Consider the following 20988-nt stretch of genomic DNA (forward strand, 5'->3'; position numbering starts at 1 on the left):
ATGAGATATGCCCGCTTTAAAATATTAATTTGTTTACTGCTAACCATTCCGGCAGTAAGCTCCTACGCTCAAAAAACGCAGATCCAATTTCTATCCGGCACAGGGAGCGATCACACCGTAAATTGGCAGTTCTATTGCACCGCAGGCCAAAACTCCGGTAAATGGACAACCATCCCCGTGCCATCAAATTGGGAACTGCAAGGCTTCGGCAAATACAATTACGGGTTGGATAAGGACAGCCTGAAAGGAAAAGAACAAGGACTATACAAATACAATTTTAATATACCCGCATCATGGCGGGGCAAGGTTGTAAACATCGTGTTTGATGGCTCCATGACAGATACCAAGGTCCTAATTAATGGTAACCAGGCCGGCGAAATTCACCAGGGCGCTTTCTATCGCTTTAAGTACAATATCAGTAAATTGTTAAAATACGGACTAAATAATTTGTTGGAAGTTACGGTTTCCAAATACTCCGCAAATGCTTCAGTAAATGCTGCTGAACGTAAAGGCGATTTCTGGGTTTTCGGTGGGATCTTCAGGCCGGTATTTTTAGAAGCTTTCCCAAGGGAACACATCAGCCATTTTGCTATTGATGGTAAAGCTGATGGCAATTTCAAAGCTGAACTGGCACTGTCAAACATCCAAAGTCCGGGTATAATTACCGGGCAATTTTTTACGATTAGCGGTCAAAAAGTAGGAGTGCCTTTTTTTACCAATGTTAAGGCTGGTGATACATCCGCTTTGATCAAAACACATTTCATTTCGCCTAAATTATGGTCGCCTGAATTCCCAAATCTTTATAATATAGTTTTTACGCTTCAAAATAACGGAAAAATAATTCATACTGTACAGCAACGCTTCGGATTTCGCACAGTTGAACTGCGCGAGCATGATGGCATTTATGTAAACAATGTTAAGGTTAAATTTAAAGGTGTAAACCACCACTCATTTTGGCCAACAACAGGAAGGGCGCTAAATAAAGAAATTAGCATTGCTGATGTTAAACTCATTAAGGATATGAATATGAACGCGGTGCGTATGTCGCATTATCCTCCGGATGATCATTTTCTGGATGTTTGTGATTCACTGGGGTTATTTGTATTGGATGAATTAACCGGTTGGCACCATGCTTATGATACTCAAGTTGGTTCAAAATTAGCTAAAGAAATGATCTCGAAAGATGAAAATCACCCATCGATCGTCATTTGGGATAACGGCAACGAGGGTGGCTTCAATTATGATCTCGACCATTGGTTTGATGATCTGGATATCCAGAAACGGCCATTGATCCACCCATGGGCAGTTTTTCGGGGTACTAACACACAGCATTATATTAATTATGACTATGGCACCAACACGGCCATGCACGGCCATGATGTATTCTTCCCGACCGAGTTCTTACATGGGATTTATGATGGGGGCGCGGGTGCAGGTTTAAATGATTATTGGGAACAGATGTGGCATACACCTATATCAGCCGGTGGTTTCATCTGGGTTTTTGCAGATGAGGCTGTTGTGCGAACTGATAAAAACGGATTGTTGGATTCCGACGGCGATCATGGTCCGGATGGCATTTTAGGTCCATATCATGAAAAGGAAGGTAGCTATTATACAATTAAAGAGGTATGGAGCCCTATACATATCCAACCAAAAGAAATCACACCAGCTTTTGATGGTAAATTACAATTAGAGAATAGGTATTTGTATACCAATTTAAAGCAATGCAGCTTTACTTACAAACTGGTTAAGTTAAGTAACCCTTATCAAACCAAAACGTCGGCAACATTGTATGGTACAATCGCTTCGCCGGATGTGGTGCCGGGGCAATATGGTTCGCTAAATTTAAATTTACCTGCCGGCTGGCAAAACTATGATGTACTGTATGTCACAGCCTTCGATCCATACAAGAAAGAATTATTTACCTGGAGCTGGCCTATAGCAAGTTATGCTGCGATAGCTAAACGCATGCTTGTAACTGCAGGCAGCAATAAACCTGAAATTAAAGAAACCGACTCCCTGTATAAAATTAGCGCTAACGGCATCAAGTTAGAGATAAACAGAAACTCAGGCATCCTAAAAAAGGTAACTAATAAAAAAGGAGATATCCCGTTGATCAACGGGCCAATATTAGCTGAAGGGCAGGATAAAGCTGGTTTCCAAAAATTAACTTACCGCTATACTGCCGATACATTAGTTGTTGAAGCAGAGTTCGCTAAAAAAACTACCGAAGCGCAGTTACGATGGATGATATTTCCGTCGGGGTTGATTCGATTAGATGTAAAGTACTGGCCAATTGGCGAAGAAGCCAACCTCCTAGGGGTAAGCTTTAGCTATCCTGAAAAGGACGTAAGAGGGATGGAGTATATGGGCGATGGTCCTTACCGTGTTTGGAAAGACAGGATGAAAGGCGTTACCCTTAATGTTTGGAACAAAACCTACAACAATACCATCACCGGCGAAGACAGCACCAAACTCATCTACCCGGAATTTAAGGGCTACTACTCCAATTTATATTGGATGAAACTGCAAACCACTACCCAGCCAATTACCATTATTTGTGATAGTAGGGATGTGTTTATGCGCTTATTTACGCCGCAATATCCAAAGCTTACTTACGGTAATAACATAGCCCCGGCATTTCCAGCGGGCGATATCTCGTTTATGCATGGTATACCGCCAATCGGTACCAAATCCCAAAAACCGGAGAAGCTGGGTCCGGAAGGGCAACTGAACCAATATTTTAATTACGATAAGCATATCGAAGATGCGCTATCGCTCACCCTGTACTTTGATTTTTCCGGCAAATGATAAAAAGATCGATCCATATTGCCTTTGTACTATCCGGTATCTTAACCTGTTGTATCAATAATGCAGCTTTTGCAGCCATTGGATTCACCGATCTGCGTTGCGAAATGCTGCACAATCCGCAAGGAATTGGCACCACGCATCCCCGTTTAAGCTGGCAAATAACGAGCCATCAGCGTAATACGATGCAAACTGCCTATGAAATTATTGTCGCATCATCTCAAAAAAAATTAGCTCTAAATCAGGGTGATCTTTGGGATTCGCACAAAGTATTGTCTGATAAATCCATTATGGTTACTTACACAGGTAAGGATTTAATCAGTCGTTCACAATGCTATTGGAAAGTTCGGGTATGGACAACAAAAGGGGCAAGCGAATGGAGCAACCAATCTGCCAACTGGAGCGTTGGTTTACTAAACCCAAGCGACTGGCATGCGAAATGGATAGGTTACGAACACGGTTTCCCATGGGATAGTGTGTCGAAGTTTTCAAGGTTGTCAGCAAGGTATTTTCGAAAATCATTCCAAAATGGTCAAAAGGTAAAAAAAGCTACCGTCTATATTGTAGGATTAGGGCATTACGAGCTTTATATTAATGGTAAAACAATCGGCGATCAGGTTTTAGCTGAAGCGCCAACTGATTATACCCAATCGGTTTTATATAATACGTTTGATGTTACCCAAGCCATTAAAAATGGACAAAATGTGATAGGCACGGTTTTAGGTAACGGGCGCTATTTTACCATGCGGCCGAAATATAAGCCTAAAAAGATCAAAGAATTTGGGTTCCCAAAACTACTGTTGCAATTGGAGATAACCTATGCGGACGGCAGCAAAAAGACCATCATCAGTGATGATAGCTGGAAGTTTACCGCCGATGGCCCGATCAGGACTAATAATGAATACGACGGCGAAGAATACGACGCCACGAAAGAACTCACAGGTTGGAATTTAGCCGGTTACAATGATAATAATTGGTTAAGACCTGAATTGACCGACGCTCCCGGAGGTAAAGTTGATCCACAGGTGAATGAGCCGATAAAAGTTGTATCAACTATAACACCTGTCAGCATTATACAGACAAAGCCGGGCACCTGGATAATGGACATGGGCCAAAACATGGCCGGCTGGGTACAAATGAAAGTAAGTGGTGATCATGGTGATAAAGTAACTTTACGTTATGCGGAAACATTAAAAAAAGATAGTAGTTTGTTTACTGCTAACCTGCGGGATGCCAAAGCGACTGATACTTACACTTTAAAAGGCGGAGGCAAAGAAGTTTGGCACCCGGTTTTTGTTTATCATGGATTCAGATATGTGGAGATCACAGGGTATCCGGGTACGCCTAAGATAGAAGGTTTTGAAGGGCAGGTAGTTTCGGATGCAATGACTAATACCGGGCAGTTTGAAACCTCAAATCCGCTAATTAATCAAATTTATCATAACGCTTATTGGAGTATTTTAAGTGATTATAAAGGAATGCCGGTTGATTGTCCGCAACGTAACGAACGCATGCCATGGCTGGGTGATCGCGCGATAGGCTCATTAGGTGAGAGTTTTATTTTTAATAATGATAACCTATATGCAAAATGGCTGAATGATATCCAGCAATCGCAAAAACCGGATGGTTCAATTCCTGATGTAGCACCTGCTTATTGGAATTATTACAGTGATAACATGACCTGGCCCGGAACTTATATTTTAGTGGCAGACATGTTATACAGGCAATACGCAAATAAAGTGCCGATAGCAAATCATTATGCCTCAATGAAAAAATGGCTCGGTTATATGCATGATAAATATGCTAAAGATAATCTGATGACCAAGGATAAATATGGCGACTGGTGTGTGCCACCGGAATCACCGGAACTGATCCATTCAAGGGATTCTTCGCGCAATACTAACGGAGAATTGATCGCTACTGCTTATTACTACCGTATGCTGGATCTGATGCAGGGTTTTGCCAAATTATTAAATAAGCCTGACGATGCCCAGGTGTTTTCGAAGTTAAAAATAAAAACAAAGGAAGCTTTCAATAAAAAATTCTTTGATCCCAAAACTTCGCAATACGACAATAATACTGTTACAGCTAATTTATTGCCCTTGTACTTTGGAATAGTGCCCGTTGACGATAGGGCAGCAGTGTTTCATAATATCGTTAATAAGATCACTATCGATGCGCATAGCCATATCAGTACAGGAGTAATTGGCACACAATGGCTTATGCGGGGTTTAACGGAATTTGGCCGTACAGATATTGCTTATCATATTGCTGCCAATGATGATTACCCAAGCTGGGGTTACATGGCCAAACGCGGAGCTACAACTACCTGGGAATTATGGAACGGCGATACTGCCAATCCCGAAATGAACTCACGCAATCACGTGATGCTTTTAGGCGACTTGATTGCCTGGTTTTACCAGGATATTGCCGGCATAAAATCTGTTGATCCTGGCTTTAAAACCATCATCATGAAACCGGAACCTGTTGCAAGTTTGGATAGTGTTAAAGCATCTTACCAAACACCATATGGATTATTAAAAAGCAGTTGGATAAAACAATCGGGCAATTTTAAATGGATGATAACTATTCCTGCAAATACAAATGCGGTCGTTTATGTGCCGGCAAAGCAGTTGAAGGATATTACAGAAAATGGCATAAGTTTATCTACAGCTAACGGGTATAAGTATCTTGGTGAAGAAAATGGCAAGGTTAAAATTGAGATCGGATCAGGTGTTTATAATTTGGAGGTGAATGATGTTAAATAGCAAAATATTAAATATTGCATTAACTGCTGTTGCATGTTTGACATTTACATTGAATACAACTGCGCAGCTTAAATTGTGGCAGCAGGGTATTGTTAAAGATAAATTTATCTTCGAAAAAGCGCCGTATCCTGAATGCCACGCTGCAACAATTGCCGAAACTAAAAAAGGACTGGTAGCCGCCTGGTTTGGCGGTACAAAGGAACGCAACCCGGACGTTTGTATATGGGTTAGTCGCCTGGTAAATGGTAAGTGGACCGAAGCGATCAATGTTGCAAATGGGGTTCAGAATGATACTTTACGGTATGCTTGCTGGAACCCGGTTTTGTACCAGGTTCCAAACGGTGATTTGTTTCTCTATTACAAAATTGGCCCGTCGCCTGCAAAGTGGAAAGGGTTTCAGCGCATCTCGAAAGATGGAGGCATTACATGGTTAGCCCAACAAGCCTTGCCCGATGGTATTTTAGGGCCGGTAAAAAATAAACCGGTTATGCTGAGTAATGGTAATATTTTATCACCATCAGGTACAGAAAGCGGCGGCGCAAAGATTCATTTCGAGTTATCAAAAGACAAATGCCAAACATGGATGATAACCGGCCCTGCCGGCGATGGAAAAACTATTAAAACATTACAGCCAACAATTTTAGTTCATAAAGATGGCAGCATACAGGCGCTATGCCGAACCCAAAACAGGGCTATTTATGAAACATGGTCGAAAGATAATGGAGTTACCTGGTCGCCGCTTATGCCAACATCGCTGCCAAATAATAATTCCGGTATAGATGGCGTAGCATTAAAAGATGGTCGCTTACTATTGGTTTACAACCACGTTTTACCGCCGGGAAACTTAGCCAAGGGTGCACGTACCCCACTGAATGTGGCAATTTCAAAAGATGGAAATACCTGGTACGCTGCGTTGATCTTGGAGGATTCGCCAATCAGTCAATATTCATATCCTTCAGTTATTCAAACTGAAGATGGCATGGTGCACGTGGTTTATACCTGGCGCAGGCAAAGAATTAAGCACACGGTGATCGATCCGTCAAAATTAATATTGCACGAGATAAAAGATGGCGAGTGGCCTAAACTGGATGGTTACACCGCACCGGTAGTAACAGGTGATACAAAGGATTTATAAACATAAGCTGATGAAAAGATACGGATCATACATTTTAGGTTTGCTTTTATTCGTACCGGTATTATTGTTTGCGCAACAGGATACCGATCATGAATACCGGAAATCGTTAAAAGATGTTTTGGATGAAATACAAACCCGGTATCATGTAAAGATAAAATACACTGACGACCAGGTAAAGGATAAATATGTAAACTATGCCGACTGGCGTTTTAGAAACACAGTAGATGAAACCCTGACAAATGTTTTGGCACCGGTGGATATGAAGGTGAATAAAACCGGCCCATCATCTTATAAATTAAAAGATTACGAATACAATGTATGGTCGGTTCAGGATGGCTGGGCAAAGCTAGACAGCATTGCCAATTTATATCATGATGAAAAAAGCTGGGAGCAACGCAAAGCATTGCTCAGGCCGGAGCTATACAAAGCGCTTGATCTGTCCCCTTTGCCGGCAAAACCAGATTCTAAACCGATCATCACTACTAAAAGAATTTATAACGGCTACACTGTTGAAAACATTGCAATTGAGATATTACCTGGATTGTACATCAACGGTTCGCTTTATAAACCTTTGCATTACAAGGGTAAAATACCGGTAATGCTAAGTCCGGACGGGCATTGGGAAAAACAACGATACCGTGCTGATTGCCAGTTGCGCTGTGCCACGCTTGCCCGAATGGGATGTATGGCTTACAGTTATGATCTTTTTGCCTGGGGCGAATCATTGCTGCAATTTAAACCCGAAGATCATCGTACCAGCATAGCGCAGGTAGTGCAAAACCTCGGCGCAATCCGTATTATTGATTACCTGCTAACTTTAAAAGAAACCGATCCGGCGCGTTTGGGCATCAGCGGAGGTTCGGGCGGCGGAAGCCATACTGTTTTAATGGCTGCAATTGATCCGCGGATCAAATTAAGTGCACCAGTAGTTTCGGTGTCTTCTTATTTTTATGGCGGATGTCCTTGCGAAAGTGGCATGCCCATCCACATGGTTGGCGGTGGTACGGATAACGTGGAGCTGGCCGCTATGGCTGCACCTAATCCGCAATTACTGATCACTGATGGGAAAGACTGGACAGCACATATGCCTGAACATGATTTTCCATATCTGCAAAAGGTTTATGGTTATTACGGCGAATCAAACAAGGTAGAAAATGTGCATTTACCAAACGAAGGACATGATTATGGCCCGTCTAAACGGAACGCGCTTTATCCATTTGTCGCGAAATACTTTCATCTCGACATTAAAAAGATCGAGGACAAGAATGGTAAAATAGATGAGTCGGAGGTTACAATCGAAAAAGAGCCTTTGATGTATGTTTTTGGCGATCATGGCCAATATTTGCCTAAAGATGCTATTATGGGTTATAATAACCTATTAAAGGTTTTCGCGACTGCCCCAAGAGAAAAGACTGCCAAATATTGATATGAAAAAACTTGTTTTTTTATGGAGTATTTTATTATTATCGCTTGTCAGCCTAAAAAGCCGGGCTGCCGAAATATGGGTGGCGACCAATGGTAACGACGCAAACACAGGAACCAAAAATAGTCCAAAATTAACCTTAGCCGCGGCACTTCGCCATGCGAGAGAGTTACGCAGGTTGAATGATCCATCGATAGCAGGTGGGATCCACATTATTTTAACTGGTGGAGAGTATGTTTTGGATGAATCCATTTTTATTCGGCCCGAAGATTCGGGAACATCATCATCACCTACAATTATTGAGAACGCTTCGGATGAGAAAGCTGTCTTAACCGGTGGTGTTAATACCACTAATTGGAAAAAATCGGTAGTACACATTTCTGGGCTGCCCAAACAGTCACAAGGCAATATTTGGGAAGCCAATATTCCGGAAGTCGGTGGAGGAAATTTATTGTTCAGGCAGTTGTGGGTGAATGGTACTAAAGCAACCCGCGCACGGGAAAGCAATACCGACGAAAGCATGAACCGTATTTTATCCATTGATAAACAAAAACAGGAAATATGGATCCCGCTGCCAAAATCCGGTTTGCCAAAATCTCCCGGACAAATGGAAATGGTTATTCACCAGATGTGGGCCATTGCCAACCTTCGTGTTAAATCGATAGAAATAGATGGTAACAAAGCAGGCTTAACTTTTTATCAACCTGAAAGCAAAATTGAATTTGAACACCCCTGGCCGGCACCGGTAATTGATAAGACTCATAAAATGAATGGTAATTCGGCATTCTATCTAAACAACTCGATAGCTTTTTTAGATAAACCGGGAGAATGGTACGAGGATTTAAAATCCGGGAAAGTATATTATTGGCCGCGAAAAGGTGAAGATCTAAACCATTCAAAAGTTGTTGTCCCGTCCCTTGAAAAGTTAGTGCAGGTTTGTGGCACTATTGACAGGCCTGTTAGCTATGTGTTTTTTAAAAGAATTAATTTTGAATACAGTACCTGGCTGCGACCATCGCAAAAGGGGCATGTGCCTTTACAGGCGGGCATGTATTTGCTTGATGCCTATAAATTAAAAATTAAAGGTACACCTGAAAAAAGCGGCTTAGAAAATCAAGCCTGGGTAGGCCGTCCGCCTGCTGCAGTTGAGCTAACTTACGTAAACCATACCGGCTTTGAGGGCTGTACATTTACACACCTGGCCTCAAGCGGTTTGGATTATATTAGGGGTGATCATGACGATAAAATTAAAGGAAATTTATTTTCTGATATTGGTGGTACAGGCATCCAGATTGGTACTTATTCTGATGAGGGATTAGAAGCGCATTTGCCGTATAACCCAAAAGATACCCGTGATGTATGTACAAATGAGCATATCGAAAACAACTTAATAACTGATGTTACTAATGAGGATTGGGGTTCCCTCGGTATTAGTGCAGGCTATGTAAAGAAAATTATAATTGAGAATAACGAAATTAGCGATGTTTCATATTCCGGAATAAGCTTAGGCTGGGGATGGACGAAGGCTGCAAATGCAATGAGCGATAATATTATTCGTGCAAATAAAATACATCATTATGCCAGGCATATGTATGATGTTGCAGGTATTTATACCTTATCGGCGCAGCCAAACACTGTTATAGATAGTAATTATGTAGATAGTATTTACAAGGTTTCCTATGCCCATGATCCTGAACATTGGTTTTATTTATATTGTGATGAGGGCTCATCATACATTACCGTAAAAAATAATTGGTGCCCGTCGGAAAAGTTTCTGAAAAATGCCAATGGCCCGGATGATGTGTGGGAAAATAACGGTCCGCAGGTATCAAATTCAATAAAAGAATCTGCCGGTTTACAAATACCTTACCAATATTTACTGAAGGGCATAAAAGTAAATCCCGACAATCAACCTTTAAACCATTAATCATGCTGAAGAGACGTAACCTGATATTTATTTCATTTTGGTTGTTACTTTCATTGTTTAATATAACCGCCAGGGCACAAAAGGCATCATGGATATGGTATCCCGGCGATTACGAGGTATGGCTGAGTAATAAGGTACAGAACCGTCGTACAGAGCGTGGCACCTTTCTGCCGCCATTTTGGAAGTTGGATAGTCATTATGTTTTAATGAACTTCCATAAAGATTTTGAACTTGCTTCACCCGAGGATGCCCATTTGTACGTAGAAGGGCAATATAACGTCAGTATAGATGGAAGAACCTTGCGGGGGTATCCAACTATATTGCATATACCTGCAGGTAAGCATAAAATTAGTTTGAAAGTATATAATCAAGCTGCTGTGCCTGCCATATTTGTGCAGGGGACGTATTTGGTGTCAGACACATCATGGTTGCTAACCTATGAAGATAAGGAATGGATAGACGCTACGGGAAAAACCTCGGACGTATCGGCAACAAAATACCGCAATGCTGATAGTTGGGATTTTACCGATCCAACTGTTTTGCCATCTACCTACCATTTACCGGTTGAAGAACATAAGGCGGCAAGTATCATTAAAAAGTCCCACTCTTTATTTATTGATTTTGGGAAGGAAACATTTGGTTACATCAAATTGCTTGGAGTAACAGGCAATGGTAACGTGCACTTGTACTTTGGCGAATCACCAAATGAGGCAATGGACACGGCGCTTTGCGAATTATCTGATAAAGTAACCATCAACCAAAGCGGCGGCGATTATACTTTTATTGGTTCAAGGGCTTTCAGGTATGTAAATATTCAATACGATGATAACATCGAAATTAACGATGTTTCCATGTTGTATGAATATTCACCAGTTACGCAGCGCGGTAGTTTTAAATGTTCTGACAATGAGATTAATAAAATTTGGGATGTAGCCGCTTACACTTTGCACCTGAATACCCGTGAGTTTTTTATAGACGGTATTAAACGCGATAGGTGGGTATGGTCGGGCGACGCTTACCAAAGCTATTTGATGAACTATTACCTGTTTTTCGATTCGCCAACAGTTACGCACACATTGCAGGCTCTGCGTGGTAAGGATCCTGTAACCAGCCATATTAATACCATAATGGATTATAGCTTTTACTGGTTTTTAGGGATAAGCGATTATTATCAATATACAGGCGATAAGATGTTTATTCAGCAAAACTACCCGTCTATGAAAACGATGATGGATTTTTGTTTAGGCCGAAGGGATGCTGATGGTTTAGTGCAGGGTTTAACCGGTGATTGGGTATTTATTGACTGGGCCGATGGCCTGAGCAAACAGGGTGAAGTTAGTTTTGAGCAGATATTATTATGCCGCAGCCTGGAAACAATGGCGCAATGTGCCCTGATAGCCGCTGATCATGAATCAGCAGAAAAGTATGGCAAAATAGCAGCTGACCTTAAAGCTAAAATATTTAAATATTACTGGAGCAATCAAAAACATGCATTAGTTCACAGTCGCATTGACGGTAAACCGACTGACAATGTCACCCGTTACGCCAACATGTTCTCTATATTTTTTAATTACCTGGATGAAAAACAAAAACAGGATGTTAAAAAATACGTGCTTTTGAATAATGACGTACCCAAGATCACTACACCCTATATGCGTTTTTATGAGCTGGAATCATTATGCGCGATGGGCGAACAAAGTTATGTACTAAAACAAATAAAAGATTATTGGGGTGGAATGTTGAAACTTGGCGCAACATCTTTTTGGGAAGAGTATAACCCCGCCGATACGGGTGCAAATATTTATGCCATGTATGGCAGGCCATACGGTAAAAGTTTGTGCCACGCCTGGGGTGCAAGTCCTATTTATTTGCTGGGGAAATACTATTTGGGTGTTAAGCCAACCTCGCCGGGCTATAAAAATTATATGATTGAACCAAACCTGGGCAGCTTGAAATGGATGCAAGGAACAGTTCCAACTCCTAACGGTGACATACAAATATACGTGAGTACCAGTCAAATAAAGGTAAATGCACAGGATGGCATAGGAATACTCAGGTTTAAAAGCAGTACAATTCCCAAATGTAAACAGGCTAATATCATAGCGAAAGGTGATAACATATTTGAACTTCAGGTAACAAAAGGAACATATTTTACAGTCGATTATAAGGCCTTGTAATAAATGAAATTTTTCCTGAAATATTTGCTGCTCATCCTTGGGCTTTTGCCCGTTTTGTCTCATGCCCAATTGGTCGATAAAACACCTGCTGCAGTTCCAGTCGCTCCCCGTATTTACCGTTTTGATCCTTGGGAAGATCCTTCTGTTGACGGAATAAACCGCCAGGCTGCACATGCTACGGCTTATTCGTACAGCAATCTGCAAGATGCCTTGTTAGGCGACCGGGATAAATCGCGGATGTTATCATTAAATGGTTATTGGGATTTCTCTTATTCGCCTACACCGGCTGATACCCCTGCCGGTTTTTATAAAAGGAGGGTAACAGGATGGAAAAAGATCATTGTTCCGTCAAGTATGGAAATGCAGGGATATGGCAAGCCAATTTATAAAAGTGCAGTTTACCCGTTCAGGCCGGTTAACCCACCGTATATGCCTACAACTGATAATAGCGTAGGCAATTTTCAGCGGACATTCACTATTCCCGAAAACTGGAAAGATATGAACATCACTCTGCATTTTGGCGGGGTAAGCTCTGGCTTTAAAGTTTGGTTAAATGGCATGTTTTTGGGTTATGGTGAGGATAGTTTTTTACCATCAGAATTTAATATAACACCTTACCTGCATGCCGGCGAAAATGTACTTTCGGTTCAGGTGATCAGGTGGACTGATGGTTATTTTTTGGAAGACCAGGATCAATGGCGTTTAAGCGGGATCCATCGCGAAGTGATGTTGCTTGCTGAACCTAAAATACGCATAGCCGACTTTTTCTATCAAACCAAACTGGATAAAGATTATAAAGATGCCACCTTTGAGCTAAGGCCGAGAATTGAAAACCTTACCGGAAATGAAATATCCGGCTACAAACTGGAAGCGCAGCTTTACGATAAAAATAATAAGCCCGTTTTTGAAAAGCCGTTGGAAAAAAGTGTAGAAAGTATCATCAACGAGATCTATCCGCGCTTAGGAAATGTAAAGTTTGGTTTGATGGAGGCCAAAATTAAAAACCCGGATAAATGGAGCACCGAAGCCCCTAATTTATACACACTTACATTAGCTTTAAAGGATACTACCGGGCTTATACTCGAAGTGAAAAGCTGCAAAGTTGGTTTCAGGAGCGTTGAGTTTTCAAAAACAAATAGCAAGCTACTGATCAATGGTAAAGTAACTTATTTGTACGGTGTAAATATGCCCGATCATGATCCGATAAAAGGCAAGGCATTGTCGCGTGAGGATATTTTGCGCGATGTACAAACCGTTAAGCGTTTTAATTTTAATCTTATCCGCACAAGCCATTATCCTCATGATCCCTATTTCTATGAGTTATGTGATCAATACGGTATCATGGTGATTGATGAGGCAAATTTGGAAACACATGGCCTTGGATCTAAGTTAAGCAATGACCCAACCTGGGCAGGTGCTTACATGGACCGGATGACGCGAATGGTGATGCGCGATAAAAATCACCCAAGTATTATCATCTGGAGTTTAGGTAACGAAGCGGGCGAGGGTCCCAACCACGCGGCAATGGCAGGCTGGACACACGACTTTGACATAACCCGCCCCGTGCATTATGAACCCGCGCAGGGAACACCGCAGGCAGAAGGATATATCCCGCCGGATGACCCTCGTTACCCAAAAGCTAATGATCACTCGCATCGTTTACAAAATCCTATTGATGAGCCATATGTAGATATTGTTAGCCGGATGTACCCGGGATTGTTTACTGCTGACCTTTTAGCCTATCAAAAGAATGGCGATCATCGGCCTATATTCTTTGTGGAATATTCTCATGCGATGGGTAATTCCAACGGAAACTTAAAGGAGTTTTGGGAAATTTGGCGCAATACACCACGTATTATAGGTGGCGCGATTTGGGAGTTTAAAGACCAGGGATTATTAAAAAAGGATGCTAACGGCGTTCCGTTTTATGCTTATGGTGGCGACTACGGCGAGAAATACTTTGATGACTTCACGATCAAAGGTTTAGTGGCACCCGATGGCAGGCCAAAGCCGGCCATGTACGAGTGCAAGCATGTTTTTCAACCTGCTGAATGTAAATTGGTTGATTCAACTAAATTCATTATCAATATAAAAAGTTGGAACTCGGTAGAATCACTTAAAGATTATACGGTTACGCTGCAAGTACGTGAAGACGGCAATATCATCTCAAAAAAAGGGTTGCCTCCAATCGATATTGCACCTTTTGGTGATATCAATTATTCAATTGCCAGGTATTTGCCTGTAATGAAATCCGGGCATGAATATTTAGCTGATATCCATTTCACTTTATCCGAAGATGAGCCATGGGCATCAAAAAGCTTTGAAATAGCTGCTGATCAGTTTGCGCTAACCCCGGTTCCGATTATTAAAAATAATGAAAAGAATTATCCTGCAATTTCATTGAATAATAATCCAGATGCTTATGTAATGAGTGGCGGAAATTTTAAAATTTCAATTAGCAAGACAAATGGAGCCTTAACTTCTTACCTAATCAATAATCAGGAACAAATATTTGCGCCTCTTTTGCCGCATTTCACTCGTCCGCTTACTGATAATGACCTGCGTGGTTGGAAGTCATACAAAAAGCTTAAGTCATGGTATAAGGATAGTGTAATGCTAAAAAATGTATCTGTCCTAAAAATAAACAGCAGTTTAATTAAAATAATAAGCAACTACACGCTTATAAGCGATAGCTCGGCTGTGCGGGTAAATTATTTTATTAATGGCAAAGGTGTTATTAAAGTTGATTATGAACTGATCAACAAACCCGGTTTGCCGAATATCCCGGAGGTTGGGATGCAATGCGGGATAAAGCGTAGTTATGATAATATCAGTTGGTATGGGCGCGGTTTATACGAAAATTATATTGATCGCCGCACAGGTTTCGAGGCCGGGATTTATGAGCAGCCCATCAATGAATTTAATGAGCCATATGTGGTGCCGCAAGAAACGGGTAATCGTACCGATGTACGATGGATGTACCTGGCTGGTAAAAGTTCAAACGGCTTATTGGTGGTGGCTGATAGTTTGCTTAGCATGAATGCGTGGCCGAATACCGAAAAAAATATGGAAACTGCTAAGCACACTAATAAGCTTAAAGATGCAGGGTTCATAACTTTAAATATCGATTTGCTGCAAATGGGCGTTGGTGGAAACGATAGCTGGTCGGATGTTGGGGCGCCGCTGGAAAAATACCAGATACCTGCAACAAATTACAGTTACAGTTTTTATTTGCTGCCCGGCAAAATCGATATAAAAAATATAACTAAACTTTCACGTGATATAAAATTTAATGCAGATAAGTAATTAAGGTATGAAAAAGTACTTCATAACGTTTTTATGCTGTCTTAATTTATTTGTGCTGAATACTTATGCTCAATCAAAACCCGACGCTATAAAACAAATCTTTCTGCATCCGCCCGAATCTGCCAAACCGTGGATCTATTGGTACTGGATGCAGGACGCGGTATCGAAAGAAGCGATAACCGCCGATTTGCAATCAATGAGAGATGAAGGCATTGGCGGTGCTTATTTAATGCCGATTAAAGGCCCTGCGAATCCGCCGTTTATTGATCCACCGGTTATCCAGTTAAGTAAGGAATGGTGGGCAATGGTAAAATTCGCTATGAGCGAAGCTAACAGGATCGGTGTAAAATTGGCTTTTCATGATTGTGATGGCTTTGCCGTGGCTGGCGGTCCATGGATAACACCGGAACTATCGATGCAAAAGGTGGTCTGGTCAAAAATATTGGTTAGCGGTGGCAAATTGTTTAACGATACATTAGCTGTACCCAAACATTACAAAGATTATTATCGCGATATTAAAATATTGGCTTATCCGTCACCTGAAGGTAGTGGCATATCGACACAAAATATTGTCCCTAAAGTAACCTCCAGTACCGGCGCCGACGTTCAATTTCTTGCATTTTTGGGTAATAAAACCAATTTTGCAAGCAGCGAACCTTGCTGGATCCAGTTGGCGTTTGTTCAGCCTTTTACCTGCCGTTCATTGGTAATACATACTAATGCCAGTAATTATGAGTCGGAAAGATTATTGGTTGAGGTCAGCAATGACGGTATCAACTTTCAAACTTTAACCCGCCTTGAGCCACCACGCCACGGCTGGCAGGATGGGGACGCGCAAATAACAAATGATATTCCGGAGGCTACAGCGAAATATTTCCGTTTCGTTTATGATAAAGCAGGCTCAGAACCGGGATCAGAAGACCTGGATTTTGCTAAGTGGAAGCCATCTTTAAAGTTGTCAGGAATTGAGTTATCGTCAGAAGCTAAGATTCATCAATATGAAGGCAAAAATGGCGAAGTATGGCGGGTAAGCAAAAGAACTACCATAGGACAACTACCGCAAGACCAGTGCATTCCTAAAGACAAGATCATCGATATAACGTCAAACCTGGATACTGATGGCAAACTAAGATGGAATGTGCCGCCCGGCAACTGGACGATCTTACGCATAGGCCATACATCAACCGGGCATACTAATGCCACAGGTGGTGCAGGAATGGGCTTGGAGTGCGATAAGTTTAACCCTGTGGCTGTAAAACTGCAGTTTGATAATTGGTTTGGTGAGGCTGTTAAACAGGCCGGCCCTGATCTGGCAAAACAGGTTTTAAAAATATTCCACGTAGATAGCTGGGAAGCAGGCAGCCAAAACTGGTCGCCGGTTTTTGCAGGGGAATTTAAAAAGCGCAGAGGTTATGACATTGAACCTTATCTGCCGGTAATGGCAGGCGTTCCGGTACAAAGCGCCGAGGTTTCTGAAAAAGTATTAAGCGATGTTCGTGAGACAATTGCTGAGCTTTTAGTAGATAACTTTTTCGGAACGATGGCTAAACTCGCCCATGCGCAGGGTTGTGAATTTAGTGCCGAAAGTGTTGCGCCAACTATGGTAAGCGATGGCATGCTGCATTATAAAGATGTTGATTTGCCAATGGGCGAATTTTGGTTGCGCAGCCCAACACACGATAAGCCGAATGATATTTTGGATGCGATTTCTGGTGGCCATATCTACGGTAAGAATATTATCCAGGCGGAAGCATTTACGGAGTTAAGATTAATGTGGGACGAGCATCCGGCTATGTTAAAAGCCATTGCCGATAGAGAGTTTGCACTTGGTATCAACCGATTTACCTTCCATGTTGATGTGCACAACCCATGGCTTAATCGTAAACCAGGGATGACCTTAGATGGTATAGGTACATTTTTTCAGCGCGACCAAACCTGGTGGAAACAGGGCAGGGGATGGGTGCAATACATCCAACGTTGCGAAGCAATGCTACAAATGGGACGCCCGGTAACTGATATTGCTGTTTTTACAGGCGAAGAAACACCACGACGCGCCATTTTAACTGATCGGCTTGTTAGCACACTGCCCGGTATTTTTGGTGATAAACGGGTTAAACAAGAAGCCGAAAGACTTGCCAATATGGGTGAGCCTATGCGCATTATCCCTGACGGCGTGAGTAGTTCGGCAAATATGGCAGAGCCGCAACAATGGATAAACCCAATGCGCGGTTATGCTTATGATTCATTCAATCTTGATGCTTTGCTACGATTAGCAACTGTACACGAAGGACGAATCGAATTGCCGGGTGGGGCAAGTTATGCTGTTTTAGTGATTCCCCGATCGCGCCCAATGTCGCCGGATAGCAGCTTAATGTCGCCGCAGGCCATAAAAAAAATACAACAATTGGTTAAAGATGGCGCGACCATTATTATGAGCGATAAACCTGCTCATGCGCCGGGAATGGAAGATGATGCCGTGGTTAAAGAAGTTTATAACCAGCTTCTAAATGAGTCGAACCACAAAGGAAGATTAATTACAGGTATTTATAAAGATGATAGCTTTGATAAATTAGGAATTACGAGAGATGTAATTATTACCGACTCAACCGGCGGATTTGCTCATAACATTGCGTGGAACCATCGTACAGGTAAGGGGTTTGACAGCTATTTTATTTCAAACCAGGATAACGGACAACGCACGATCACAATTTCTTTAAGAGTGAACGGTAAACTACCGGAACTGTTTAATCCATTGACAGGCGAAACTAAAGTTGCCGGCGACTGGAAAATGATAAATAGCCGTACGATTTTAACAATTAAACTTGATACCAGCGGATCTGTGTTTATTGTTTTGAGAAAACCTGTAACATCATCAATCGCAAATCAATATAAAAACTGGCCTGCTATTGTACCTGTGAAAACACTTGGGCAAAACTGGAGTGTTCAATTTGATAAAGCTTTCGGGGGACCTGAAAAATCAGTGCAATTCACAACCTTAGCTAACTGGATTAAAAATGTTAACGATGCTATTAAATATTATTCCGGTACGGCAGTTTATGGCCAAACTTTTAACTGGATCAGGGAGAAATCCAACAACGATTTATGGCTTGATGTAGGTAAGGTGTATAATCTTGCCGATGTTTATGTTAATGGTGTTTTTTGCGGAACGGCGTGGACTTATCCTTACCGCGTAAATATTGGAAAGGCTTTAAAGACAGGCAAAAATGAGATCAGGATTGAAGTGAGTAATACTTGGGCCAACCGCTTAATTGGCGACCATGCATTGCCTGAAAATAAACGAATTACCTGGACAAATGCTGTTTATCGTTTGGATGACAAGCCCTTATTACCGGCAGGTTTAATTGGCCCGGTGAAGATTGTTCAGTTAAAATATTAGTGTGACATGAAAGGAGAAGTGATGAAAAGAATTGTTTTGATGTTATTGGGAATTGTATGCCTTAACGGTTTACAAGCACAGGATAAGGCGTTAGTAAATACATCTGCCAGCCCGTATGCGAAACTAAGCAGCGTAAATATGGGCGATGTTACCTGGACAAATGGTTTTTGGGCAGATAGGTTTAAAGTGTGCCGGGAAACCATGATCCCCAATTTATGGAAAATCTATAGTGACCCAAAATTGGGCCATGCTATACAAAATTTTGAAATAGCTGCGGGCTTGGATAGCGGGCAGCATGTTGGTCCGCCATTTCAGGATGGGGATTTTTACAAACTGTTTGAAGCTGTCGCGGTGATGTATTCCGCCACTCATGATCCAAAGCTTGATGCTTTAATGGATAATACCATCGCTTTGTTTGCCAAAGCACAACGGACAGATGGTTACATCCATACACCAACTTTAATTGATGAACGCCAAAATCCTAAAAAAACTAAAGCATTTGAGGACAGATTGAATTTTGAAACTTACAATCTGGGGCATTTGATGACGGCAGCTTGTATCCATTATCGCGCTACAGGAAAAAAAAATTTTCTGGATATAGCGATAAAGGCAACCGACTATCTGTATCGATTTTATAAAACCGCTTCGCCAGAGTTAGCGAGGAATGCCATTTGCCCGTCGCACTACATGGGTGTAGTTGAAATGTATCGCACTACACATGATCCTAAATACCTTGAGCTGGCTAAAAACCTGATCGATATTCGTGGATTTATGAAAGATGGTACGGATGATAACCAGGACCGCATACCTTTCAGGCAGCAAACTGAAGCCATAGGGCATGCTGTTAGGGCTAATTACTTGTACGCAGGCGCTGCAGATGTTTATGCAGAAACAGGTGATACCACTTTAATGCATACACTCAATTTAGTTTGGAATGATGTGGTAAACCGCAAATTATACGTAACGGGTGGTTGCGGCGCTTTGTATGATGGCGTTTCGCCTGACGGAACATCTTACTTGTTGAAAGATGTTCAGGAAGTACACCAAGCTTATGGTCGTGATTACCAATTGCCCAACTTCACCGCGCATAACGAAACCTGCGCGAGTGTTGGCAATGTGCTTTGGAACTGGCGCATGCTTCAAATTACAGGTGATGCTAAGTATGCCGATATTATGGAGTTAACCTTGTACAATGGGATGCTTTCGGGTATTAGCCTGGATGGTACAAAGTTTTTTTACACTAACCCGTTGAGTGTTTCTGATGATCTGCCTTTCAGGCAAAGATGGTCGAGGGATAGGGTAGGCTATATTGCTTATTCAGATTGCTGCCCGCCAAATGTAGTACGTACTATTGCTGAAGTAAGTAATTACGCTTACAATATCTCGGATAAAGGGTTGTGGGTGAATTTATATGGGGGGAATAACCTGTCGACAAAATTAAAAGATGGATCAGAAATTAGACTAGGCCAAACAAGTAATTACCCATGGAATGGCAGGGTAAACTTAAAGTTTGAACAAACACCTGGAAAAGAATTTTCTGTTTTCCTGCGGATACCGGGCTGGTGTAAAAATGCGGAACTAATGGTGAATGGCAAACCCGCAGGTGTTAAATTAATCTCAGGAACTTATGCTGAAATTAACCACAAATGGAAAAAAGGTGATCAAATAACATTAAACATGCCGATGCCGGTAAAGTATATTGAGTCCAACCCGTTGGTTGAAGAAACACGTAACCAAGTTGCCGTAAAGCGCGGGCCAATAGTTTATTGTTTAGAATCTGTTGATCTGCCTAAAAGGGATAAAGTAAATCAAATAGCACTTTCATCAAGGTTAAGCTTGAACCCGCAGTTGATCAGGATAGACAATAGCAATATTGTGAGCCTGACGGGCATAGCCGATGTTAGGAATGAAGGCAACTGGAGCAATAAATTATATAAAGAAATATCATTAAACACGTCTACCGCAAACATCAGGCTGATACCTTATTACGCATGGGATAATCGCGGGCATACAAATATGGAAACCTGGATCCCTTTTGACAGGTAAA

Annotated in this window: 9 protein-coding genes; all 9 read left to right on the forward strand. The window is 41.7% G+C overall.

Annotated features, from left to right (window positions below; all coding sequences use genetic code 11):
- From ACYZ0U_RS08005 to ACYZ0U_RS08045, 9 genes are read left to right on the forward strand one after another with little or no spacing between them, the layout of a single operon-like run.
- Entirely contained in the window at nt 1-2811 is a 2811-nt protein-coding gene (locus ACYZ0U_RS08005) for a glycoside hydrolase family 2 TIM barrel-domain containing protein (protein WP_461451560.1), read from the forward strand.
- Nucleotides 2808-5576, forward strand: a complete 2769-nt coding sequence (locus tag ACYZ0U_RS08010) for a glycoside hydrolase family 78 protein (protein WP_461451561.1) — start codon at nt 2808-2810, stop codon at nt 5574-5576. The genes ACYZ0U_RS08005 and ACYZ0U_RS08010 overlap by 4 nt, the downstream gene beginning before the upstream one ends.
- 49 nt (nt 5577-5625) lie before the next feature.
- Nucleotides 5626-6711 (forward strand): sialidase family protein, encoded by a 1086-nt coding sequence (locus ACYZ0U_RS08015; RefSeq protein WP_461451562.1) that lies wholly within the window; start codon nt 5626-5628, stop codon nt 6709-6711.
- Nucleotides 6712-6721: 10 nt separating this feature from the next.
- Entirely contained in the window at nt 6722-8137 is a 1416-nt protein-coding gene (locus ACYZ0U_RS08020; RefSeq protein WP_461451563.1) for a DUF4974 domain-containing protein, read from the forward strand.
- 1 nt (nt 8138) lies between these two features.
- Entirely contained in the window at nt 8139-10061 is a 1923-nt protein-coding gene (locus ACYZ0U_RS08025; protein ID WP_461451564.1) for a right-handed parallel beta-helix repeat-containing protein, read from the forward strand.
- A gap of 2 nt (nt 10062-10063) precedes the next feature.
- A complete protein-coding gene (locus ACYZ0U_RS08030; RefSeq protein ID WP_461451565.1) occupies nt 10064-12238 on the forward strand; it encodes an alpha-L-rhamnosidase-related protein in 2175 nt (724 codons plus the stop codon).
- Nucleotides 12239-12241: 3 nt separating this feature from the next.
- A complete protein-coding gene (locus ACYZ0U_RS08035; RefSeq protein ID WP_461451566.1) occupies nt 12242-15544 on the forward strand; it encodes a glycoside hydrolase family 2 TIM barrel-domain containing protein in 3303 nt (1100 codons plus the stop codon).
- Between the two features lie 7 nt (nt 15545-15551).
- Entirely contained in the window at nt 15552-18941 is a 3390-nt protein-coding gene (locus tag ACYZ0U_RS08040; RefSeq protein ID WP_461451567.1) for a glycosyl hydrolase, read from the forward strand.
- A gap of 6 nt (nt 18942-18947) precedes the next feature.
- A complete protein-coding gene (locus ACYZ0U_RS08045) occupies nt 18948-20987 on the forward strand; it encodes an aceric acid hydrolase (RefSeq protein WP_461451568.1) in 2040 nt (679 codons plus the stop codon).
- Nucleotide 20988 lies beyond the last annotated feature (1 nt).

Origin of the sequence: Mucilaginibacter sp. (assembly GCF_965225845.1) — a bacterium.
Lineage (GTDB): Bacteria > Bacteroidota > Bacteroidia > Sphingobacteriales > Sphingobacteriaceae > Mucilaginibacter.

Coding starts and splice junctions, on each gene's coding strand:
- ACYZ0U_RS08030 (WP_461451565.1), top strand. CDS start 10,064: ATGCTGAAGAGACGTAACCTGATATTTATTTCATTTTGGTTGTTACTT.
- ACYZ0U_RS08045 (WP_461451568.1), top strand. CDS start 18,948: ATGAAAGGAGAAGTGATGAAAAGAATTGTTTTGATGTTATTGGGAATT.
- ACYZ0U_RS08010 (WP_461451561.1), top strand. CDS start 2,808: ATGATAAAAAGATCGATCCATATTGCCTTTGTACTATCCGGTATCTTA.
- ACYZ0U_RS08005 (WP_461451560.1), top strand. CDS start 1: ATGAGATATGCCCGCTTTAAAATATTAATTTGTTTACTGCTAACCATT.
- ACYZ0U_RS08040 (WP_461451567.1), top strand. CDS start 15,552: ATGAAAAAGTACTTCATAACGTTTTTATGCTGTCTTAATTTATTTGTG.
- ACYZ0U_RS08035 (WP_461451566.1), top strand. CDS start 12,242: ATGAAATTTTTCCTGAAATATTTGCTGCTCATCCTTGGGCTTTTGCCC.
- ACYZ0U_RS08025 (WP_461451564.1), top strand. CDS start 8,139: ATGAAAAAACTTGTTTTTTTATGGAGTATTTTATTATTATCGCTTGTC.
- ACYZ0U_RS08020 (WP_461451563.1), top strand. CDS start 6,722: ATGAAAAGATACGGATCATACATTTTAGGTTTGCTTTTATTCGTACCG.